At 41.2% G+C, this 21736-nt stretch carries 20 protein-coding genes and 2 tRNA genes; 11 read left to right on the top strand and 11 right to left on the bottom strand.

All coding sequences use genetic code 11. The features are described 5' to 3' along the window. The first annotated feature begins 40 nt into the window (after positions 1-40). Positions 41-715, top strand: coding sequence for a 4Fe-4S binding protein (locus tag V7O66_RS06775; RefSeq protein ID WP_406662462.1), 675 nt, complete (start codon positions 41-43; stop codon positions 713-715). A gap of 428 nt (positions 716-1143) precedes the next feature. Continuing rightward, positions 1144-1698 carry an RDD family protein gene (locus V7O66_RS06770; RefSeq protein WP_406662460.1) on the top strand — a complete coding sequence of 185 codons (555 nt, stop codon included), beginning with the start codon at positions 1144-1146 and terminating at the stop codon, positions 1696-1698. 79 nt (positions 1699-1777) lie between these two features. Here the strand turns inward: V7O66_RS06770 and V7O66_RS06765 are convergent, their stop codons facing one another. Then, entirely contained in the window at positions 1778-2152 is a 375-nt protein-coding gene (locus V7O66_RS06765) for a helix-turn-helix domain-containing protein (RefSeq protein WP_406662458.1), read from the bottom strand. Positions 2153-2275: 123 nt separating this feature from the next. Here V7O66_RS06765 and V7O66_RS06760 point away from each other — a divergent pair, with 123 nt between their 5' ends. Next, positions 2276-2959, top strand: coding sequence for a DUF5591 domain-containing protein (locus V7O66_RS06760; protein WP_406662456.1), 684 nt, complete (start codon positions 2276-2278; stop codon positions 2957-2959). 59 nt (positions 2960-3018) lie between these two features. Here the strand turns inward: V7O66_RS06760 and V7O66_RS06755 are convergent, their stop codons facing one another. Then, positions 3019-3747: an RAD55 family ATPase gene (locus V7O66_RS06755; RefSeq protein ID WP_406662454.1), complete on the bottom strand. Its 729-nt coding sequence runs from the start codon at positions 3745-3747 to the stop codon at positions 3019-3021. A gap of 326 nt (positions 3748-4073) precedes the next feature. Here V7O66_RS06755 and hmgA point away from each other — a divergent pair, with 326 nt between their 5' ends. Then, positions 4074-5318 carry a hydroxymethylglutaryl-CoA reductase (NADPH) gene (gene hmgA / locus V7O66_RS06750; RefSeq protein ID WP_406662452.1) on the top strand — a complete coding sequence of 415 codons (1245 nt, stop codon included), beginning with the start codon at positions 4074-4076 and terminating at the stop codon, positions 5316-5318. A gap of 34 nt (positions 5319-5352) precedes the next feature. Here the strand turns inward: hmgA and V7O66_RS06745 are convergent, their stop codons facing one another. From V7O66_RS06745 to V7O66_RS06730, 4 genes are all read right to left on the bottom strand, one after another. Next, the gene (locus tag V7O66_RS06745) at positions 5353-5559 is read right to left on the bottom strand and encodes a hypothetical protein (RefSeq protein ID WP_406662450.1); all 207 of its coding nucleotides are present in this window, start codon (positions 5557-5559) and stop codon (positions 5353-5355) included. A gap of 28 nt (positions 5560-5587) precedes the next feature. Beyond that, positions 5588-6853: a 3-isopropylmalate dehydratase large subunit gene (locus V7O66_RS06740; RefSeq protein ID WP_406662600.1), complete on the bottom strand. Its 1266-nt coding sequence runs from the start codon at positions 6851-6853 to the stop codon at positions 5588-5590. Positions 6854-6996: 143 nt separating this feature from the next. Further along, entirely contained in the window at positions 6997-7374 is a 378-nt protein-coding gene (locus V7O66_RS06735) for a transcriptional regulator (RefSeq protein WP_406662448.1), read from the bottom strand. A gap of 394 nt (positions 7375-7768) precedes the next feature. After that, positions 7769-7845, bottom strand: a tRNA-Ile gene (locus V7O66_RS06730). Between the two features lie 176 nt (positions 7846-8021). On the opposite strand from V7O66_RS06730, the gene V7O66_RS06725 reads away from it, so the two are divergent. Beyond that, a tRNA-Ala gene (locus V7O66_RS06725) sits at positions 8022-8096 on the top strand. Positions 8097-8416: 320 nt separating this feature from the next. Here the strand turns inward: V7O66_RS06725 and V7O66_RS06720 are convergent. Continuing rightward, on the bottom strand, positions 8417-8656 hold the full coding sequence (locus V7O66_RS06720) for a nickel-binding protein (RefSeq protein ID WP_406662446.1): 240 nt from the start codon (positions 8654-8656) through the stop codon (positions 8417-8419). Positions 8657-9054: 398 nt separating this feature from the next. Between V7O66_RS06720 and V7O66_RS06715 the strand changes: the two genes are divergently transcribed. The 4 genes from V7O66_RS06715 (at position 9055) to V7O66_RS06700 (ending at position 12348) form a co-directional block, all read left to right on the top strand. Next, a complete protein-coding gene (locus V7O66_RS06715; RefSeq protein WP_406662444.1) occupies positions 9055-9606 on the top strand; it encodes a peptidylprolyl isomerase in 552 nt (183 codons plus the stop codon). Positions 9607-9619: 13 nt separating this feature from the next. After that, positions 9620-9997 (top strand): nucleotide-binding protein, encoded by a 378-nt coding sequence (locus V7O66_RS06710; RefSeq protein WP_406662442.1) that lies wholly within the window; start codon positions 9620-9622, stop codon positions 9995-9997. A gap of 122 nt (positions 9998-10119) precedes the next feature. Beyond that, a complete protein-coding gene (locus tag V7O66_RS06705; RefSeq protein ID WP_406662440.1) occupies positions 10120-11274 on the top strand; it encodes a sugar phosphate nucleotidyltransferase in 1155 nt (384 codons plus the stop codon). 45 nt (positions 11275-11319) lie between these two features. Then, positions 11320-12348, top strand: coding sequence for a YbhN family protein (locus tag V7O66_RS06700; protein ID WP_406662438.1), 1029 nt, complete (start codon positions 11320-11322; stop codon positions 12346-12348). Here V7O66_RS06700 and V7O66_RS06695 read toward each other — a convergent pair. Continuing rightward, positions 12345-14057 (bottom strand): radical SAM protein, encoded by a 1713-nt coding sequence (locus V7O66_RS06695; RefSeq protein ID WP_406662436.1) that lies wholly within the window; start codon positions 14055-14057, stop codon positions 12345-12347. The two genes, V7O66_RS06700 and V7O66_RS06695, sit on opposite strands and share 4 nt — an antisense overlap. Positions 14058-14571: 514 nt before the next feature. On the opposite strand from V7O66_RS06695, the gene ilvD reads away from it, so the two are divergent. Beyond that, the gene (gene ilvD, locus V7O66_RS06690) at positions 14572-16233 is read left to right on the top strand and encodes a dihydroxy-acid dehydratase (protein WP_406662434.1); all 1662 of its coding nucleotides are present in this window, start codon (positions 14572-14574) and stop codon (positions 16231-16233) included. 295 nt (positions 16234-16528) lie between these two features. Here the strand turns inward: ilvD and V7O66_RS06685 are convergent, their stop codons facing one another. The 3 genes from V7O66_RS06685 to mtxX all read right to left on the bottom strand — a co-directional run bounded on the left by V7O66_RS06685 (position 16529) and on the right by mtxX (position 19461). Further along, on the bottom strand, positions 16529-17668 hold the full coding sequence (locus V7O66_RS06685) for a hypothetical protein (RefSeq protein ID WP_406662432.1): 1140 nt from the start codon (positions 17666-17668) through the stop codon (positions 16529-16531). Between the two features lie 136 nt (positions 17669-17804). Continuing rightward, positions 17805-18569 (bottom strand): thymidylate synthase, encoded by a 765-nt coding sequence (locus tag V7O66_RS06680; RefSeq protein ID WP_406662430.1) that lies wholly within the window; start codon positions 18567-18569, stop codon positions 17805-17807. Positions 18570-18618: 49 nt separating this feature from the next. Beyond that, positions 18619-19461, bottom strand: coding sequence for a methanogenesis marker protein Mmp4/MtxX (mtxX, locus tag V7O66_RS06675; RefSeq protein WP_406662428.1), 843 nt, complete (start codon positions 19459-19461; stop codon positions 18619-18621). A 91-nt stretch (positions 19462-19552) separates the two neighbouring features. Here mtxX and V7O66_RS06670 point away from each other — a divergent pair, with 91 nt between their 5' ends. After that, positions 19553-21082: a replication factor C large subunit gene (locus tag V7O66_RS06670; protein ID WP_406662426.1), complete on the top strand. Its 1530-nt coding sequence runs from the start codon at positions 19553-19555 to the stop codon at positions 21080-21082. The last annotated feature ends 654 nt before the right edge of the window (positions 21083-21736 follow it).

Here is a 21736-nt window from a genome sequence, read left to right as displayed (position 1 = left end):
CGTCAGATCCAATATCTGACTTTACTCAGGAGTCCGTTAAGTGAAAAAGATAATTCCTTTCATCTCAAGATCTAAGAACAGGAAAAAGGTTGAACTTTACAGACTTGTCTTTCAAATAGTCGGTTTTGCTATTTTTGTATACTTTGGAAGCCAGTCTACTATGTATGTTGTTCTCCTCAGTGTTCCTCTTGCTCTGCTCTTTGGACCAGTCTATTGTGGGTGGATGTGCCCAAGGGGCCTCTTTCAGGATATATTTGCAAGAATCGGGCGTAAATTACTGGGGAGGTGGTATAATACTCTTATTCCGGAAAGCTTACACCCTAATCTAATGTATTTCAGGTATGTTCTTCTGGCAATGGTTCTGATCACTCTTGTGCTTTTTGAACTTCACTTGCTTTCAGATAATTTTCAGCTCTTGGTACTGGATGGTCTGGTATTGGTCATGATAGTTTCTATCTTTCTTTCTCTTTTTGTGGAAAGGGCTGCATGCAAGTATTTCTGCAAGGAAGGGGCAGTTGGTGGAGTCTGTAATCTGGTAAAGGTCAAAATGATCAAAAGAGATTCAGCATTGTGCAATTCATGCGGAGTATGTGATAGGGTCTGTCCTATGGGGATCGGCGTATCAAAAAAAGGCATAGTTGATGATCACTGCTGTGTCAGTTGCTTTAAGTGTGTTCAACGCTGCCCTGTGGATGCACTTAGCATCGATAACTAATGCCGTAGTTCCAATGTTGTTTATTGCTGTTGATGTTCTTTTAAGTGAATTTAAAATCGTTATTATCTCATCATCATCATGCTCAACATATATAAAAGCATAGATATATTTATATAGTTCAAATTGATTTTTTTACTTGCAATCATGACCAGTATGTCCCGAAAGATTGCATGAGTGTTGGTGGTATTGTATGAAGTCATCGGGAATCACTGAAGTGAAAAAACGAATTTAGCTAAAAACGAACGTGGGCAAAAATCCTTTTAAACTCTCTCCCTCAAAAACGTCCAATTTGCTCATGTTCGATCCTTCAGTATATATTCATATTTTTGATTTCAATTACTTGATTTTCATCCTTAATCTGTTTCTGTCTTCAACTCTGCAACTTCTTATATAGAAATAATCGCATAAGGTTGAAAAGAGGTAACTGCATGTACTGCCCACGGTGTAATGCTTACAATCCTGAAAATGTGACTTATTGCCGTAATTGCGATACTCGTCTTGCAGTTACTCGCAAGTACGCAGGTTTTTGGAGACGTCTTGCAGCAGGAATCCTTGATACCATTATAGTTGCCATTGTAGGTGGAATTCTTGCTTTTGTGCTGGGTGTCTTTTTTGGAGTGATCGCAGGTAGTATTGCAGGTGCGGTTGCAAAGAGTGACTTCTTTCCGGTATTTTTCTCGACCATATCATTTTTCATAACTGGCATTTTTGTTCTTCTAAGGTGGCTTTATTTTGCTATCATGGAAAGTTCATCCTATCAGGCAACGTTTGGTAAGAAGTTGATAGGGATCAAAGTAACAGATGTGAGTGGCAACAGGGTAACTTTCATGAGAGCAACGGTAAGGCACCTGGCCAAAATACTATCGAGAATTATTTTCTATATTGGTTATTTTATGATAGGGTTCACAGAAAAGAAACAGGGACTTCACGACATAATTGCCGGTTGCCTTGTAATTGATGATTATGAATTAAGTAACCAATAGTTTTGCTCTATTGCAGAATAAAAATGAAATTGATGCTTCAGGGGTTGAATAGGTTGGATATTATGTATTTGAAGGATGTTTATTCGCCCAGCAGTTCTCTGTCAAAATTCTCGACAAGCAAATTCATTCTTTGATACCAATCATCAATGGTACTTTTAATCATTTTCTTTACCTTTGCAGGTTCAATGGCAACATACTCGTAGTAGTATCCGCCTATGTCGATGGACTTTGTTTCTCTGTAGACCAGTCCGGCAGATATCAGGTTCTGGAGTGATCTGTATGCTGTACTGCGTTCTCTGCTAAGTAACTCTCCAAGCTGCTCTGCAGTCATGGGTCCATTTTCAAGAAGTAATTTGTAGGTACTGATGTCAAGCTCTTTCAGTCCAAGTACGCACTTTGCCATGTCTTCGCACTTACATTCTGCTCTTAACATTTCGGGAATTGAACTTGCCATTATCTGTCCTCATGGGTGGTATGGTTTATAACTGTGCTTATTATGGCGCAATTGTATGATTTATACAAAACCGTCTGAAGATTGCGTCAATTATATATATAGTTTGCCAGAATCTTTTGCATCGTGACCCCAATCATACCTGAAAATGAACGCTCCAGTGAACCTCTGGATACGGCCCAATTGATATATCACCCTGATATGATACGTGCTAATGAGTGGGTACTTAATGAGTACGAGGCACCTGTGAGGGATGTTTGTATATTTGTTCCTTGCTCAAGGAAAAAACCTTATCATGAAAGTCCTTCACATAAGCTATTTGACAAAGTTATTTTTGATATTCTCAATCCGGATGATGTGCACATTGTTGTTTTTGGCACTTGCGGTATCACTCCACGGGAACTTGACACTGAGTATCCTTTTATGGACTACAAATTCATGATGGGTAAATGTAATATTATCAGGGTCAAGCGTGATTTTATCAAGATGGAGAGTGAGAGGCTTGCTGCATATCTGGAAAAGACTCGGGACAATTACAAGCATCGTATTGCCTATTGCATAGGGGATTTTAGAAAAGCCATGGAAAAGGCAACTGAAATGACTGATGTTGAGGTGACTATAGTTCCAAAGGAAGAAACAATAACTGAAAATCTTCAACTGGACAAGAAGTTCATTTATGGTAGCCTTAACCAAAAAGCGTATGTCAGGGATTTTGTGGCTGCTCTCTCATCCGCAGCTGGAAAAACCCTTCCAAATGTCAGTGTGAATGATACTGAAACTGAAGAAGATGAAGATTGGTTCCTGTTCTGACCTGATATGCGGGTCATAAAATAATCTAAAAAAAGTGTGGGTGGCAAAAAGCCACTCTTTTATTCAAGATATGGGGACTGTGCAAGCACAGACATTCCGCTGTCTGAAATGCTCAGTACACGAACCTCATTGATGGTTCCGGATCCTCTCATCTTCATGATATAAATACTGCGCTGGAGGTTGTTTCCTGTTGTTATCCTGCCAAGCTTGACCACGGAGTCCGCGCCATATTCTACCATTTCATCAAGGCCATACATTGCTCCGACGGTAATGACCGATGTTACGTTGTGTTTGCGGAAAACGCCGAACACATCATCTATAAGGGTTCTAAGCTTGTAATTGGATTCAATTGCAAGGAAAAGTGCCTCTATGGAATCAATGAAAATACGGGTGGGCTGTATCTCTTCAATCTTGCTCTCCACAAGTTTCTTAAAACTTTTGATTAGTTCCGAAGGTGCAATTTCTACGCTCTTCTGAAGGCGTAGGCTTGGGTCGGTGATATCTACAAAAGTAAGTTTTCCCTGCTTGACATATTCCTCAAGGTCCCATTCAAAAGAAGTTTTCATTTCCTTTACAATGGATTTGGATTCTTCAGAGGTGATGATGCACATGACGTTCTCGCCATTCTTTGCTCCCTCTAATAAGAACTGCGTACCAAAAATGGTTTTACCGGTACCAGATGCACCTGATACAACATTTGCAGTTCCTTTGAAGTATCCCCCTCGAAGCATCTCATCTAATCCTGATATTCCAGTTTTCATTCTTTCTGATGAATCTGCGTCTGACATATGTTCCACCTTCTAGTTAATTGAATGGTAAATTGAAGTTATAAATTACTTATTTGTATTATTTAGATAAAAGGTTAATTATTACTATTGTTTGAGTCGATATCATTAATTACTTTCTACTCATCTAAGCAGAGTTTATTATGTTTTTATAATATAAAAGCGCATGTATTTATTTAATAAATCCCGTCTAATCTTCCTTTTTATTGCTTCTGAATATGGTTATTTACTAAAAAAAAGCGTGAACTATTTGTATCATTGTATACTATTTCCTTACAATAAAAAGATGAATCTGTTGCTATTTTATTCAGTTTTTCCGGAGACTATCAATGGTATCAAAATTAGATCTAAGTGAAGATGAACAGGCCCTTCTAGAAAAAGTGATTTCAGGTGAAATTTCATCTCACAAGATAGATTCTTTAACCGACAAAGAAACAGCTGTTCGAATCAGAAGATATGCTTTAGAAGCTTCCTGTGGTGTAGACTTTGAACACATCCAGAATTATTCCATAGATGTGGAAGCTGCAACAAAACGCAATATAGAGAATATGGTGGGTGTAATTCAGATCCCTCTTGGTGCAGCAGGTCCATTGAAGGTGAATGGTGAATTTGCAGATGGGGTCTATACTCTTCCTCTGGCCACAACTGAAGGTGCATTGGTTGCCAGTGTGAACCGTGGATGTTCTGCCATAACACGTTCAGGAGGTGCCAATGTACGTATTTTCCAGGATGTAATGACAAGAGCTCCGGTTTTCAGGCTGGAAAATGTGATTCAGGTCCGAAAATTTGCAGATTGGGTAAAGGAGCCCGAAGTACTTGAGCAAATGAAGGCAAAGGCAGCAGAAACCACTCGCTTTGGCAAACTTCTAAGTGTTGATCCATATGTTTTGGGGAATACTGTCTATCTGCGTTTCTCCTATGACACAAAAGATGCCATGGGTATGAATATGGTTACAATTGCAACTGATGCTGTACTGAGCTTAATTGAAGATGAGTTTGGGGCAATTCCCATCTCACTTTCCGGCAATATGTGTACCGATAAAAAACCAGCTGCAATCAACACCATACTTGGAAGGGGAAAGACTGTAGTTGCTGATGTTGTTCTCCCAAAAGAGCTGGTGGAAAAACGATTTAAATGTAAGCCTGAAACCATGGTGGAAGTGAACTATCGTAAAAATCTCCTGGGTTCTGCACGCGCGGGTTCACTTGGATTTAACGCACATGCTGCAAACATAATTGCTGCCATGTATCTTGCATGCGGGCAGGATGCAGCTCATGTTGTGGAGGGCAGTACTACTATCACTACCATGGAACTTACAAAATATGGGGACCTGTATTGTTCGGTAACTCTCCCTTCTGTGGCTGTAGGTACAGTAGGTGGCGGTACTAATCTGGCTACACAGGCAGAATGTCTGAATATCCTGGGTGTAAAGGGCTCGGGTAATCCTCCAGGTTCAAACTCTAAAAAACTTGCAGAAATTGTGGCAGCTGCTGTATTGGCAGGAGAAATGTCTCTGGTTGGTGCCCAGGCAGCTGGACACCTGGCAAAAGCACATGCTGAACTTGGGCGATAAAGATCGCCCTCGTTTTCACATTTTTTTCTAAATTTCAGATCTTTTCACTTGCTGTTTTTAACAGATCAGAGCATTCATTCATTTTCTCGTCAGCTAGCAGGATATCTTTTGCAAGCTCATCATAGCCTGCTGCCTTTACTTTGTCTGCCCACTCTTTGAAGCTTTTACTGTGGCTATCATTATGTTCTATCCAGTGCCCAAGTAGATGCTTCAGTTTTGCTGCGTCAATTTCTGTTGTCAATTGATCACCTGTTGGTATTTTTGTTTCTTTAAATGTCTGAGGGGTCGCTGATCTCTCCTGTCAGAGCCGATGCAGCTGCAGTTGCAGGGGATCCCAGGTATATGTAGCCGCCTGTGCCCATTCTTCCTTTGAAGTTGCGGTTTGCGGTTGAAATACATACCTCTCCCTTTCCGATGACTCCCATGTGTCCTCCAAGACATGGTCCGCATCCTGGTGGTCCTATGGTCACGCCTGCTTCCAGCAATGTTTCAATAATTCCCATGCGGGTTGCCTCCAGGAGAATTTCTCTTGATGCAGGCACCACAATTGTCCTCACTGCCACTTTTTCGCCCTTGAGTATGTTTGCTGCAACTTCGAGGTCTTCAAGTCTTCCGTTCGTACAGGTTCCTATGAACGCCTGGTCTACCTTGGTTTCTGGTAGGTCGGATATGTTCATTACACTGTCAACGTTGTGGGGGCAGGCAACCTGTGGCTCGATATTCTCCGCATCAAAATGATACTCACTTGCATAGGTGGCGTCCTCATCTGCATAAACAGCTTCGTAATCTTCCACAGCCCTGTCCTTAAGATAATCAAAGGTTGTTTTATCAGGTGGCACAATTCCCGTTTTTGCTCCCATTTCGATGGCCATGTTACAAAGGGTCATTCTTCCTGACATGGACATGTTCTCGATGGTACTTCCGTAGAACTCGGCGGCTTTATATGTGGCACCGGCAACACCAAGTTCTCCTATTATCTTGAGTGTCATGTCTTTGGAGTAGACGTGTTTTCCAAGTTTTCCTTCGACTGTGATCTTTATGCTTTCGGGAACCCTGAACCAGAGCTTTCCGGCTGCAAAAATCTCTGCCATGTCGGTTGCTCCAACTCCTGTTCCAAATGCGCCAAAGGCTCCATAGGTGCATGAATGTGAATCTGCTCCGACAACCAGTTTACCGGGCATTGCAAAGCCATTCTCTGGTAGTAACTGGTGGCAGATGCCTTCGCCTATGTCGTAGAAGTTCTTGATTCCCTGCTCCTTTACCCATGTACGTGTGTTCTGGTGCAGCCCTGCGGTAGTATCAGTGTTTGCCGGTGTAAGATGATCAAAAGGAATAATGATCCTTTCCGGATTCCATGCCTTCTCTACTTCCATTTCCTTAAATGATTTCAAAGCCAGGATACTCGTCCCGTCATGGGCCATGGCGTAGTCCACATTCGCTATTACGAAATCATTTGCTTTTGCTTCCTTTCCGGCCGCGCGGCTGAATATCTTTTCACTAATTGTGCTCAAAAAAATAACTCCATTTGTCGCAATTTACAAGTATGGATGACTAAATATCCCCTTTAAAAATAAAATCTTCGATTAAAAGTAGCTGTTGGTGGAAAAATAGGGGTTAATATCAATTAAAAAGAGTTTGAAAATGGTTTGCTGCTTTCAAGGCAGCAAATTGTAAAGTGTCAGGCCAGTCTTTTGAGCTTTTCAATATTCTCAAGCACATACTGACTTTCCCTTAAAACTCTTTTTTCAATGCTTTGAATTATCTCTTCAAGGGGTATTATCAGGCGGTATAACTTGACAGGTCGACCTTTTCCTTCTGTCTTCTTTTCTTCTCTTATCTCGACCCAGTTGTTATCCTTGAGGTATCTCATGGCGATACTGACCTCTGGTTGCCTCAGGCTCGAGTTCATCTCTATCTCTCTGGATGTGATCTCATCCCCATTTGACAGGGATGCGAGAGTCAAAGCAACAGGTCTGTTCATATTAAGTTTCCTGAGCAATTCGACAATTTCGTACTCTTTTTCATTCATGTTACTATGGGGCTTGTTGTCTCTCATAATATGTCACCTAAATATAAACGTAAGTTTTATCAAAGTACATTTTTATATTTCAGCAAGTCTCCGGTATGCCTTTTGTTAATTTTTCCATGGGATTTCCGGCTTAGTGACGTTGCTATTGGCACAGTATTTTGCTCCGTACCATCCAATGTTTACCACCACGTGTTATTATATGTAGTTATATTATATTAATAATTATTATAATAAAACAGATAATATATAAAGTCTATTTTTGACAATATATTATATAGTGAAGCTTATTTTCTGAATAACGGTAGCTTCAAGCCAACGAACAAAAATTAGAATGTTTCACATAACTTTCATGTTAGGTATATTGGGTTTGTAAATAACAAAAACAAAGTTATCTGTTTGTTATGGCATTAAAAAAAAGTGTTGGTGGGCCCGCTGAGATTCGAACTCAGGACCTCACGGTTATCAGCCGTGCGCTCCACCTAGCTAAGCTACGGGCCCAATGCAATTGACTCACGTGATTGTGGTATTCATCACGCGACACTCCTAATACTCGCACAGGTATTTAAGAGTTTCGCTGGTAGGTCTTTCAATGGGCAAAAAAATCTATGGTAGATTATTTTCCATCGTTTTTAGCGATAAGTTTATTTTAGATTATGCTTTTTAGGCAATATAATGGGCTGGTAGATCAGGGGAAGATCGCTACCTTGGCATGGTAGAGGCCTCGGGTTCAATTCCCGACCAGTCCACCAAAATATTTTTAATAGTATTTCCCCAACAACGTTTTCTCTTTTGTATATTTTAACAGATATACATGCATTTTTTGATTTCAATTCAAAAGGGTAGCAGTTGATGCTGTCGCAAGTACACTCGCGCGAGTTGTAGGCATTGAACCTATCATTAGTTTTGAAGATTTGTTTGTCTGCCCTCCTGAAGGTTAGAAACATATGCATGAGGCTATCTGGCAATTTGCTTCTAATGTCCTTGGGCAATAATGGCTCAACGGGAAAAAATGAATATGGAGGCAGACTGTGGTCCAATATCGCCCCCTTACAGTCAATTCAAATGTGATTCAATCCAGAGTTGATTCTATTTCGTGGACCCATTCGACCTCAACTCCCGCTTTTGTATGGTGTTTCCTGACGGATTCCTTGTCTGGCGCATCAACAACGCACCAGACCTTGTCATCTTCCTTGTTATAAAATATCTCATGATGTAATATCCCGAATTCGTCTCTTGGCTCGTTCTGCATTTTGTGAAGCATCTCTGGTGTTATAGACCCCATTTTATGCTGATCGATATATCTTGGCATTCAGTTTCACCTCCATTTCCCGAGGTGGGCAAACTCTACCCCCGATAATTAATTTCAATCGTTTGGGGTATAATTGTTTCGCTCTTATATTCATTTTTTTTATTTTGAAGAAGGCACTGTTATCAGTTCAGGCTATTCTTGCTTGCTTGCGCCCAATCATTGGCAATTCTGCAGTTTTTGTCTATATGGCGGTCAGTTTCAGGTGGGCACACGCATCTATGCAATCTCTTCTACTCTTAAATTGGTGTCTTTTAGTTAACTTTATATACTTTTTTGAAAGTATTGTATTGCATACCTGTCTACTGAAATGAATAATTTCAGTGGATTGTGGGGGGCTATGTAAGGGTACTGTAAGTTTCATAAATAACTAGCAGTATAGTTTAAAAAAAGGTGATCTTATGAAAAGAGTTGCAATTTTACTATTTCTAATATTTGTTGTGTTCTCAAGTGGCTGTGCTACTAACGATTCAAATGATTCGGGACCAGTTGTGGAGCCAGGGGATTACATATCAGTTAATTATACGGGCAGATTGACTGATGGTACTGTTTTTGATACTTCTGTGGAACAAATTGCCATAGATTCCGGGGTGTACAATCCACAACGTAACTACAAACCTCTGGATTTTGTCGCTGGTACCGGTATGATGATCGCAGGTTTTGATAGTGCGGTCATTGGAATGGCTGTGGGCGATGAAAAGACTGTGACAATTCCTCCGGAAGAGGCTTATGGGCCTTTCCTCCCTGCGTTATTGATAAATATCCCGCAGGAGGATTTCGTAGAGGTGAATATAACTCCTGTTATCGGGCAAAAAGTCACTTATCAGGGACAGGTGGGAACTATAACCGATATATCCGGGGATAATGTGTCTGTTGATCGCAATCACCGTCTTGCCGGGGAAACGCTTGTATTCACAATTGAAGTCGTGTCAATAGAATCTTCAAATGCCTGATCAGGTGATTTACATGGAAAAGGAAGAAAAGGTCGTAGTCATTCTTCTTTCCATGATCTTTCTTTCTCTTTCGATATCGTATCTCGTATTTTTCGAAACAGCAGATTCAGATATCTCCGCTTTTTCAAGTTCCTCTGCTCCTGGTGAAAATGTATTCGTTGAAGGCAGCGTGATCTCCAAACGTTTAACCTATTCGGGCAATCATCTAATAATGGTAATTGAGTCTATTTCCGGTCCTGTGAAGATATTTGTACCTTCTGATAATGGCGCAGGTGCAATCAACTCTCAGGTGGAGAAAGATTCTGATGTGCATATTTTTGGTGTAGTTGAGGAATACGAGGGTGAGCTTGAAATTATTGTCCAGGATAAGGATGACGTTCTTTTATCCTGATATGTTTTGTTTTGTTTTGTTTTGTTTTGTTTTGTTTTGTTTTGTTTTGTTTTTCCCTTGCGACAGGCAACATAAAAAATTAATCGCTAATGATTTAAATGAAAACCACATCTCAAGCAGATATGAAAGCCTGTATTATGTGTGGTGGGGAGGGTACAAGGCTACGTCCCTTAACATTTGCGAGACCAAAGCCAAGTATTCCTATTCTTAACAAGCCGTCAGTTGTTCATCTGATCGAGCATCTATCAAAAGAAGGATTCAATGATATAGTCATAACTCTTGGCTATATGGCTGAGAAAATACAGGAGCAACTTGGTGATGGGCGTATATTCGGAGTTCACATTGATTATGTCTATGAGAAAGAAAAGCTTGGAACTGCAGGTGGCGTAAAGAACGCTGAAAAATTCCTTGCAGGCGAGCCTTTCATAGTTATAGGTGGGGATCATGTAATGAATCTGAACCTGCGTGAAATGTATCGTTTTCATGAAATGACTGATGCACTTGTGACAATTGGTCTTCTTTCCATTGACGATCCTCGTGAGTTTGGTATCGCAGACATGGATGTCAACAATCGCATTCGAAGATTCCTTGAAAAGCCAGGTCCCGGGGAGATATTCAGTAATCTTGCAAGTACTGGTATTTACATGTGTGATCCTGAGATATTTGACTGGATCCCTGAAAAAACCAATTATGACTTTGCCAAAGACCTTTTCCCTGATATGCTTTCAAAGGACCGGAAGATCAATGGCATGCTCGCACGTGGCCAGTGGACTGATGTTGGTAATCCTGCTGCTTACAGGCAGGCTCAAAGATGGATGCTTGAGGCTTTACCGGGGACGACCATTGATGGACATTTCAGCACAAAGGATGCTCGCATAACTGGTCCATTGAAACTTGGTAACAATGTCTCAGTAGGTTCTAATTCGGCATTGGTTGGTCCTATTGTTATAGGCCCCAATACTGTGGTGGGTGACAATGTACTTATCGGGCCATATACGACCATAGGTTCTAACTGTGTGATCGAGAATGAGTCTCGGATTCTCTCATCCTATATATTCAACGATGTGCGCATTGGTATGAATTGCAATGTTTCCGGCTCTACAATTGATAATGGTGCTAAGATCTCTGATAATTGCAGTCTTGAAAACGGGACTGTTGTCGGGCCCAATGCTTTCATTGGTGAGAGTTCAACAGTTCATTCAAACGTAAAAATATGGCAGAATATCATTATTCCTGCAAACGAAGCTGTTAAAAAGGATATTGTAAAACAATACTAATTAACATCTTCTTTTTATCTTAATAATGCCTGGATCTGTCTTGAGATGAATAAAATAAAGAAATGGCTTTTAATATCATTACTAATAAGCTTTATTTCGGGACTTATAGTTATCTTACTAACATTTGATACAGGCACTATTGACGCTCTGCTTAGTATAAAACCTGAATTTATTTTGCTTGGCATATGTTTGCATGCTTTTTCATACTTGATATGGGGCATGAGAATACGTGTCCTTTGTAGAGCACTTGGACATGATATTGGCGTTATTAAATCCGTGGAAATAGTAACTTCCAGTGCACTTGCAGCTTCCATAACTCCTTCTTCACTGGGTGGCGAACCTCTCAGGATCCATTTACTGAATATGGATCGTATGTCTCTTGGGAAAGCATCTGCAGTCATTCTCGGGGAGCGTTTGCTTGATGGGATCCTTATACTGTCTCTTGCTCCATTTTCAATTTATATATTCAGGAATATTCTGGCTGATTCCGGATTTGAAACTATCCTGATAGTGGCAGAATTCTTTTTGGTGGGCATTTTGTTATTATTGATGTATGCAATATGGCGCCCTGGCCCAACAAGAAGTTTTTCCTATTTCATTGTAAATCGGATCACGCCATTTTTTAGTGACAGAACGGATGCAAAAATTGAACATGTTATCAAAAAGGTTGATAACGAGCTTGATAATTTTCATGAAAGCATTGTGTTATTACTGAAGGAAGGGAGGAAAGGTCTTATGATCGCTATATTTGGCACACTGCTATTCTGGGTGGTGGAATTCTCTCTTCTTTATGTTGTCCTTCTGGGATTGAATCTGCACGTAGATATTTTGGCTGTGTTTGCATCACAGATCATCATCATGCTTTTGATGGTGCTTCCTGCTACACCTGGTGCAAGCGGGGTCGCAGAATTGGGGGCTGCAACCGTATTTTCCATATTTGTACCTTCCCATGTACTTGGAATAACTGTTCTTGCATGGAGGGCATTGACATTCTACATGAATCTGATCGTGGGTAGTTTTGTCAGTTTTAAAATACTGAGGGATACTGATTCCATAGGGAAGGTACTCCGCTAGGCGTTCTGACGATTATTTAGATCTATGTACTGTAGTATTTTCTCATTATTCTCTGCATATTTCAGAAACTCTGCCTCACTTGAGAATGGTGCTTTGCTGTGAATGGTTACTGCCTGCTTCTTTCCAATGCCCGGCAACTCTTTGATAAGTGATGCAGGTGCTGTATTTATCTTAAGTGGGTATGGTATTCCTGTAATGGAGCGATGTCCGTGCCCGGTCACTGCTACATCGATAAAACTGTTCACTGGTAATTTTGCAGGTATTCCTACAAGTAATGGGTATGAACCTAACTGCCTGCCAAAACAGACATTTCCATCATTTTTCTCACATAACACATCTTTCAGTATGGTGCCCGTAGGAACAACTTTGCGAAGCATGGGGAGGTCAATATCCTTCCTGACCTTTTCTTTGTGTTTGAGGAATAATTTCTTATGCTTTCCTATGAGCTCGTCATTACCGTACATTTTCGTTCCCGGGAATGCCATGACCTGTCTGATATTGATCCTTCGAAGGAGTAGCTCGGAGTCCAGTACTTCCTTAAGGAAATCGTAGTTATACTCAAAGGTATTTTTCGTCTCTCCTTTTAGTCCATGTACAAAATTGATTCCCGGTAGAAGTTCTTGCAGGCCGCTATTCCCTCTTGTACCTCCGACTTCGTTGATCATTCTGATCACTTCAAATATCTGATCGGGCATGACCTTTAGATCATTGGCTTCTATTACTGCAGGGTCTGCACTTTCCATGCCAAGCGCAGCGATATCTCCTGATGTGTGGTATTTGACTATGGTTTTCAGAATGTCTCTGCATTTTTCAGGATATGCGGCAATGGTTGCAGGATTTGCATTATCCATGTGCAGAACTTTTAGTTCAGGGGCAACTTCTCTTATCCCTTTGTAGAGTTTTCTGAGCACTTCAGGATCGGGTTCCGGCATATCGCCTCCCTTATCAATTGCATGATAGCTCATGATGTCTGGCTGTCTACCTATTCTGAAGTAGCGTGCTCCGTTATTGTACAACTCTTTTACTTCTTCTATAACATCATTAACAGGCCTGTAATCTGATGGTCCGTAGGATGGCTCAGTGCAGAACGAGCAGTGTTTTTTGCGTCCACATCCTCTGTATGTTTCCATTTCACACATGACGTGTGGGTAATCAGGGTGCTTTTTGATAATGAATGCCCCATGTTTCCCCCATCTACCTATTTCTTCTACGGTTCTGAATCGGTGTGTGGGATCTTGGAGGTCTGCCTTTGTAGTTCCGTCTTTGGATATGTCATATACAAGAGATTCAATATCTGCCTGTGCCACAAGGGTGTCGTCTGAACTAATTCCAAGTGCTGTGGCAGTTTTTCCCCCTTCTTTGCTAAAACCAAGCCGAATTGGTCCGCCCAGTATCTTCGCTCCCTTGCTGGCACTGAATATGCTTTCTATCTCACCTGGGCTAATGGGTGTGGAACGCAGGTATTTTCCAGGTACTGTCATCCCTGCAACGATTATAACAAGCTGTGCACTTTTGATAATTTTACCTGCATCTTCTGGCTGGCTTCTGATGGAATCGATGGTGCGGTAGTGTATATTATTTTCAGGAATCCCTCTTTCTCTTAATGCACCCGCAATGTATCTTATGTAAGGTGATATATACGGTGGAACTCCAAAACAGGCCGGCTCATCCACATATCCGTCAATAATGATTGCTTTTATGTTCAACATGTTGTAATCTTCTCAATGTGTCTATTGAAGTATAGATTATATTTTGTTTACGTTGTGATGTACTGTATCATGCTTATTTTGATGCACTTTCCGCATGATCGATCCATTGATTGGTCGTTCTGACTGTCAATTAATGGATCATTCTATTGATCATCGGGTAGTTGGTCATAGCACTGGAGGTCGCGACCAGCCATTTCCCTGTGGTCGTGCTGGTTTATGATTTTCACTAACTGTGGCTTTAATTCATTCTTTTATTTTACTCTTGTGTCTCTTTTTACGAAAAAAGCAGTCTGAATGTCTAAAACAGTAGCAGTATGCTCTTTATGATATATATGAATTGCATATGTTGAGTATGTGCTAATCATATTTCACGCAGGGCATGTAAGTCTGGGTATGAGGCTGTATGTTCGTAAATTTGTGATTGATTATGCTCAAGCACTGTGCATATTGGTTATATATTTCCTTCTCCATTACTATAATAGTTTAGCCATTATGCAACTAATGAGGTTTTTTAATGAGAAGTGACAAGACCAAAAAAGGATTTGAGCGTGCACCAAATCGTTCTCTTTTGAAGGCGACAGGTGTGACTGATGATGAAATGGATAAACCTTTCATAGCAGTTGTAAACTCCTGGAATGAACTGATCCCGGGACACATTCATCTTGATAAGGTTGCCGAGGCAGTAAAAGCTGGCATCCGTACTGCTGGTGGTGTTCCGTTCGAGTTCCACACCATTGGTATATGCGATGGTATTGCCATGGGTCATGAAGGTATGAGATATTCACTTCCAAGCAGGGAAGCTATAGAAGATTCCATTGAACTCGTACTCCAGGGCCACCAACTGGATGGAATGGTTATGATAACTGCCTGCGATAAGATCACTCCTGGGCACTTAATGGCATCAGGGAATCTGAATATTCCGACCATAGTCGTAACTGGCGGCCCTATGATGCCCGGATATGTTGATGACGAGCCCAGGGATCTGATCTCGGTATTTGAGGGTGTCGGAGAATGCCAGGCTGATGCAGTATCTGAGGAAAAATTGAAGATATTGGAGGATTACTCCTGTACTGGGGCAGGTTCATGCGCTGGTATGTATACCGCAAACACCATGGCATGCATGACCGAGGCACTTGGTATGAGTTTGCCTGGCTGTGCTACGGCACATGCGGCTGATGCTAAAAAGTTCAGGATCGCAAAGGAGTCCGGCAGACGTATTGTCGCCATGGTGAATGAGGACCTTACTCCTCGCTCAATGGTTACAATGGAATCATTCGAGAATGCTATAATGGTTGATCTGGCAATAGGCGGAAGCACTAATACTACCCTTCACCTGCCTGCAATTGCACATGCATTTGGCCTCAGCCTTTCCCTTGATACCTTCGATCTCCTGAGCAAGAGTACGCCTCATCTTATTTCTCTTAAACCCGGCGGCGAGAATTATATGCTTGATTTCGAGAGGGCAGGTGGCATCCAGGCTATAATGCAGCGTATGGCTTCCATACTGAACCTCGATCAGATGACAGTCAATGGAAAAACCATTGGTGAGAACCTCGCTGAGCTGATCATAATAAATCCAAAGCTGAATTCCAGGATAATTGGCACACTTGACAATCCTATCCATAAAGAGGGTGGAATTGCCATACTCAAAGGTAATCTTGCACCCGATGGCTCTGTTGTGAAACAGGCGGCAGTTGATCCTAAGATGCTCAATCATAGTGGTCCTGCACGTGTTTTCGACAGTGAGGAAGGGGCAATGGAAGCGATCCTCGCTAAAAAGATCGTGTCAGGTGATGTAGTAGTTATCAGGTATGAGGGTCCCAAAGGCGGCCCTGGTATGCGTGAAATGCTATCTCCAACTTCTGCAATAGCTGGTATGGGACTAATTGATTCTGTGGCTTTGATCACCGATGGTAGATTCTCCGGTGGAACTCGTGGTCCATGTATAGGGCATATTTCTCCTGAGGCACAGGAAGGTGGCCCAATTGGTCTTGTGGAGGAGGGTGACATCATCGAGATAGATATCCCTGGAAGAAAACTTGAGCTCAGGGTTTCTGATGAGGAACTTGAAAAGCGCAGGAAGTCTTTTGTACCACTTGAGAAGGAAGTGACTGGTTATCTTGCAAGATACAGAAGATTTGTAAGTTCTGCAAGCAAGGGTGCGATAATAGAATAATCATCAATTCTGAATAGCTGTTTTAAGATAACTATTCAGCTCTTCTTTTTCTTTTTTGGATATCTGCTCCTGCTTGTGTCAGTAAGACTTTTTAAGTAGATGACCCAACTTAATGGTGAATGGAGATTACTGGGATTTGTTCTATTTGTGATCGGGCTGCAAAATTGCATACCTGCATGCTTTGTGGTAGGTCTGTTTGCGAAAAATGTTATCACTCTGATAGAAATATTTGTATTCAATGCTTCAGGGGCAGGTCTTTTTCAGAGGACTCTGCAAAGATAATTGAATTCAGAACCTAGGTTCTTATCAGATATTCAATACCTTCCTCAATGACACTGCCAAGTACTTGTTTTGAGAACATTTCCTGTATCTTTCCCTCGAATTCAGCATCTGAGAATTGCTTGGAAACAAGGCTCTTGATGATGTTCTTTTTAACCTTTGCACCGTGGGGCATATACATCAAAATGTTGCTTTCCAATTTGTCATTTCTGTTTCTATCATTTTGAGTCTGCTGTGGGGCATTGTCAAATTGTGGTGGTATGTTCGTATCTTGGGTTGAAGTTGCAGTTTCAGTATGATTGCCAGGAATTGCAGATGCTTGCATAATTTCCTGGGGCTTTGTTGGCATTGCCGGAGAAAAGATTGGTAGGAGATTCTCATTTACCAATGATGCCTGGTCACTGGGGGGGCTGAATGGAACTTCATTTGTATCTTTTTGTTCTGGATTATCAAAAGGAATCGTATCAATTGATCCAAAATCCGGTATTACTACAGGTGTTTCGTCCGTCATCTCCACTGGGATTTCATATTCCGGCACAAATATTGGATTCTCATCCATTATTTGTACTGGTGGTTTAAGCACCGGCATCAGTATTGGATCATCGTCCGTTATTTCCACCGGTGGTTTAAGTTCCGGCATAGTTATTGGATTCTCATCCTTGATATCTGCTGGTGGTTTAAGTTCCGGCATAGTTATTGGATTCTCATCCTTGATATCTGCTGGCAGTTTAAAAACCGGCATATCTATTGGCTTCTTATCCGTAATTTCCATTGGTGGTTTAAACACCGGGGTTATGATTATGTTGTCTTCCTGCACTTCATCATTTGTAACAAATTCCTGCCTTGGTGCAATACTGTCTTCAAGTAAGGAGTGGCCTGCAATTTCAATTTCTGATGCCTTCAGAGTTTCATTCTCTCCTGCTTCGGCGAGGTGTCCGTTTAGCTGGCATTCGATTTCATTTATTCTTTTGTTCAGGTCATTTGTGATCTGTTTGAGGATTACAATGTCATTGTTAGCTGCTATACTGGTTTCAGGATGGTCATGGGGCATGCCCAGTTCTCTTTCCAACATTTTTCGAATGAACAAACTTTTGTTGCCTATGCTGTCCAGTTTGTCAAAAAGCTCATCCGGCATGCTAACTGTTAACCATTTCATTGAAATCTCTCATTAAACTTTACCTATGTACTTTCATACTAACGTATGCATGTATCATACATATATATTTAGTGGAAATATATTATTAACCACATGTAAAAAAAGCAGAACGGGCTTTGTGCCCGCTGAAAATGAATCACATTGATTTTTTGCAATCAGGGCAGGCTTTTCCTTTGGTTGTTGAAATAAAGGAGTGCTTTGGTGTTATGTTCTTGCAAAGCGGACATAATTCGCTCGTCTTGAATATCTTCTCGACAGCCTGCAGATCAGCTTCATAGATGTGTGTGTCCCATCCCGTAGCAATTAAAGATTCGATCTCATAATCTAGCTCATGTTCCCTTAGGACTTTCTTAAATCCTTCTACGATTGCGGGGATATTGGCAGGGAAGCCGCCGAATGCATCCCATGACCTGTACAATATATACAGTCTTACTTGCTTATCGTTTAGTTGCTCGATCTTGTAAGCTATCCAGCAAGGCTGATCCTCGAACTTTGGTATGTGGACTTCATTTTCCCAGAGTATCCCCACATGTCTTCTGGACCCTTTGCGAAGGTTGGATACATTTGCATTAACTGTATCGTACACGTCTTTTCCAAATCTGAACAGCTGTTTCGCGTAGCAGTAGTCAAATTTCCTTTTGTCATCATCAGGGATTGACATGTACCAGTCGGCATATTCTTCGGTAAGCTCTTCCTTGTACTTTTCAATAAGGTTTTTTCCAAACGGAACTGCAGCACTCACCTGATTATTATTGACATCTTCTATCTGTATAGTTGCATGAACTCTTTTTGTTGAGGTTCCATAATCCGGTTTATGCAATTCGCCTTTCTCGTAGATCTCGTATATCAGTTGTGACCATGCAGAAGAAATCGTTTTCGCCTTTATCAGTATAGCTTCCATTCTCATCATTCCCTTATTATCTGCATAATTATACTATTTAATATGTATTTTAATCGTTCTGTTCGCTTCCCACAAGTGCACTGGCAAGCATGATAGCTTTTGTATAGTGCCCTCCGACTCTTGATGTGTCAATAAACACATGCTCATCCATCAAAATGGGCGCTCCAAGTCCGTCCCCGCCACCGAGGAAAACAAGTGTCCTGAATATAAGATTCCCTGAAATACCATCTGGGGCGAGGATAAAGTTAGCTTCCTTGATGGCATCTTCTATTAGGATGGTGTAATGATTTGCATCGATGCCAATTTCTCGCACACGGTTTACAATGAAGTCTCCGTCTGCCAGTGTCTGATCGACATATTTGTTCCTTCCAATATCTCCAAGCCTTCCTCCTGAAAGCACCCCGACAACTGGTTCGATATTGAATCTTCGTATGTGCTCCACGCCAAGCTTGATGAATGATATTTTGTCTGCAAGGCCATTTCCTTCATCGATTCCTACCGGGGCTATGAAAAAAGCTTTACCTTCATTTGTTTGTAGCAACGCGATTCGGTGGAGCTTTTCCTGATTCAGTATTTTCTTGAGGTGGGATAGGGTTTCAGATGCTCTCGCCGTACCTCTGACTGCAGCGTCAACATATTTTGACTTCAGCATATCTCCAAGAACTTTTTCCGGGTCATTTGTACCAATGACTTCCAGCTCAGTCCCAATGGCATCTATTTCCTTTTTGTTTCCGATGAGGATGACGTGTGCATATCCTGCATCGTGTGCATCCTTGGCACTGTTTAGCATTTTAGGGGTGGGGTTTCTAACACCTATGGCAACTCTTGCTTTGTTCTGTAATGCTCTTTTTTCAATAATGCCAAGCAAGTCTTCAGTACTTTTTGTTCCCATTTAAGGTACCTACCATCAGTAATATCAATTAGAACACACAAAGGGGTGAAAACATTAATTACTTTTCCTGAATATTGGGTGATGATCGTTTATGACTGTACAGATGGAATGGGCAGAAAAATACCGGCCAAGATTACTTGCTGATGTCATTGGGCATAAAAAGCCAGTTGATGACCTGCGCTCATGGGCTGATCAGTGGGTTCATGGTGTTCCTGATAAAAAAGCTGCCCTTCTGCATGGACAGGCGGGAATTGGTAAAACCTCTTGTGCACATGCACTGGCAGCTGATTTTGGCTGGGAAGTCATCGAGCTTAATGCCAGTGATCAAAGGACTGCATCTGTGATTGAAAAAGTTGCAGGTTCGGCTTCACAGACAAGAACGCTCACCGGTACTTCCGGTAGAAGGCTTGTCATTCTTGATGAAGCGGATAATCTTCATGGAAATAGTGACCGTGGTGGTTCCCGAGCACTCATTAACATAATTAAGAAAACCAGTCAGCCAATCGTATTAATTGCAAATGATCTCTATGGTATTTCTTCTTCGTTGCGTTCACTCTGTCTTGAACTCAAGTTTGGTACTGTACAGACTCGGTCAATGATACCTGCTTTGAAAAAGATTGCACAGAACGAAGGTGTCATGTGTGGTGTTGGTGTCATTGAGAAGCTGGCTGAGGGTGCAGGCGGTGATTTCAGAAGTGCGGTCAATGACCTCCAGGCGGTTGCAATGGGGCGCACTGAGATCAATATCGAGGATATATCAACTTCTGAACGTGATACTAAGGAATCTATTTTCAAAGCCATAGGAAAAGTGTTCAAAGGGAGTGATATAAGATCCGTTCAGGATTCTATCTATAGTCTGGATGAGTCTCCTGAGGACATTGTCCACTGGATTGATGAGAATCTTCCTTATCAGTATACTGGAAAAGGTGAGGAAAAACTAACTTCGGATATAGCTCAGGCGTATACTTATCTTTCAAGGGCTGATCGTTTCCTTGGGCGGGTACGTCGAAGGCAAAACTATCGCATGTGGAGGTACGCCAGTGCACTTATGGTTGGTGGCACTGTTGTTTCCAGGTCCCGTATGCGGGGTGGTTATGTCAAGTACCAGGCTCCTTCGCTCTGGAGGAAGATGGGGCAGATGCGCTCCCGACGTAATATGAGGGATAATATTGCTTCAAAAATAGGCTCTCATTGTCATGAGTCAATGAGTTACTCCCGGTTGGGGCTGGCTTCCATATATTCTCAAATGCTGGAAGATGGTTCATATGCTCCTGGTGTAGTTGCAAATCTGGGTCTTGATCAGGATGAGCTGGTGCACATGAGTGGTAGTAGCAAGCTTACAAAAAAGTTACAGGCTATTTATGATGAAGCTCAAAACATGCGTAAGGATCGACCAGATGGTGATGTTGAGTTCTTTGTTGTACCCCCCACTCGTGAATCCGTAAAGGCTCCTTCTCAGATGAGTCTTGATAAGATATCTGAATCAATTCCAAAGTCAACTACTGTGAAAAAGGATTCTGACAATTCGGATAATTCAAAAGATTCTGATAATTCTGGTAGTTCTGCCCGTGCAAAGTCTTCCTCTCAGAGAAAGCCACAAAAGACGCTATTTGATTTTTGAAATTTTCTATTTTCTATTTTTTCTTTCTTCTTTGTAAATTTAACCGCACGTATTTTTGGTATGTGTGTATATATTCAAGTGTATATTTTACAATGGTTGGGCAGTTGTATATATTTAACTTTATACATCATATGTAATATACGCAATATGAATCATTTATTGGACAGCTTAGTCTGTATAATCCTGTCCTGAATAAGTGGTATGAACATTATGTCATTAGCCACTGTCTTATGAAGCTGTTTTTGTGTAGCTATGCTTACCTTTCAGGAAGAAAATCTCAATTAAGCTTTGTAGACTTGGTAAAAACAGAAAAATAGTGGAGTATGAGCGGGTTGGGGAGTGGGGGTTATTGTCAAAAAGAGGATAACCCGCTCAGATAATACCTAGTTATTCTCTATTGTATTTATAGTTAACGAGTATACTCATCATAATGATGAGGTGGTTTTCTATGTGCCTCTACTGATGTCGATTATATGTTTCATACAAATCGTATGTATATTTTTACAGTCAAACTCCTGGGCATACAGTTCTTACAAAGAAAACAGATAAATAACTTGTAGCATTCCCATATATCGGTGATTGAATGGTAATCGGAGTAACAATGGTAAGAGTACAACCAAAAAAGGCAATACATTATTATTGACTTTTTCTATA

This window comes from Methanolobus sp. ZRKC3, from assembly GCF_045291275.1.
In the GTDB taxonomy this organism is placed as follows: Archaea; Halobacteriota; Methanosarcinia; order Methanosarcinales; family Methanosarcinaceae; genus Methanolobus.
This window is presented reverse-complemented; position numbering and strand designations above follow the sequence as displayed.

Coding starts and splice junctions, on each gene's coding strand:
- V7O66_RS06670 (WP_406662426.1), top strand. CDS start 19,553: ATGACTGTACAGATGGAATGGGCAGAAAAATACCGGCCAAGATTACTT.
- V7O66_RS06765 (WP_406662458.1), bottom strand. CDS start 2,152: ATGGCAAGTTCAATTCCCGAAATGTTAAGAGCAGAATGTAAGTGCGAA.
- V7O66_RS06685 (WP_406662432.1), bottom strand. CDS start 17,668: ATGAAATGGTTAACAGTTAGCATGCCGGATGAGCTTTTTGACAAACTG.
- ilvD (WP_406662434.1), top strand. CDS start 14,572: ATGAGAAGTGACAAGACCAAAAAAGGATTTGAGCGTGCACCAAATCGT.
- hmgA (WP_406662452.1), top strand. CDS start 4,074: ATGGTATCAAAATTAGATCTAAGTGAAGATGAACAGGCCCTTCTAGAA.
- V7O66_RS06700 (WP_406662438.1), top strand. CDS start 11,320: ATGAATAAAATAAAGAAATGGCTTTTAATATCATTACTAATAAGCTTT.
- V7O66_RS06680 (WP_406662430.1), bottom strand. CDS start 18,569: ATGGAAGCTATACTGATAAAGGCGAAAACGATTTCTTCTGCATGGTCA.
- mtxX (WP_406662428.1), bottom strand. CDS start 19,461: ATGGGAACAAAAAGTACTGAAGACTTGCTTGGCATTATTGAAAAAAGA.
- V7O66_RS06715 (WP_406662444.1), top strand. CDS start 9,055: ATGAAAAGAGTTGCAATTTTACTATTTCTAATATTTGTTGTGTTCTCA.
- V7O66_RS06705 (WP_406662440.1), top strand. CDS start 10,120: ATGAAAGCCTGTATTATGTGTGGTGGGGAGGGTACAAGGCTACGTCCC.
- V7O66_RS06695 (WP_406662436.1), bottom strand. CDS start 14,057: ATGTTGAACATAAAAGCAATCATTATTGACGGATATGTGGATGAGCCG.
- V7O66_RS06770 (WP_406662460.1), top strand. CDS start 1,144: ATGTACTGCCCACGGTGTAATGCTTACAATCCTGAAAATGTGACTTAT.
- V7O66_RS06720 (WP_406662446.1), bottom strand. CDS start 8,656: ATGCCAAGATATATCGATCAGCATAAAATGGGGTCTATAACACCAGAG.
- V7O66_RS06735 (WP_406662448.1), bottom strand. CDS start 7,374: ATGAGAGACAACAAGCCCCATAGTAACATGAATGAAAAAGAGTACGAA.
- V7O66_RS06755 (WP_406662454.1), bottom strand. CDS start 3,747: ATGTCAGACGCAGATTCATCAGAAAGAATGAAAACTGGAATATCAGGA.
- V7O66_RS06710 (WP_406662442.1), top strand. CDS start 9,620: ATGGAAAAGGAAGAAAAGGTCGTAGTCATTCTTCTTTCCATGATCTTT.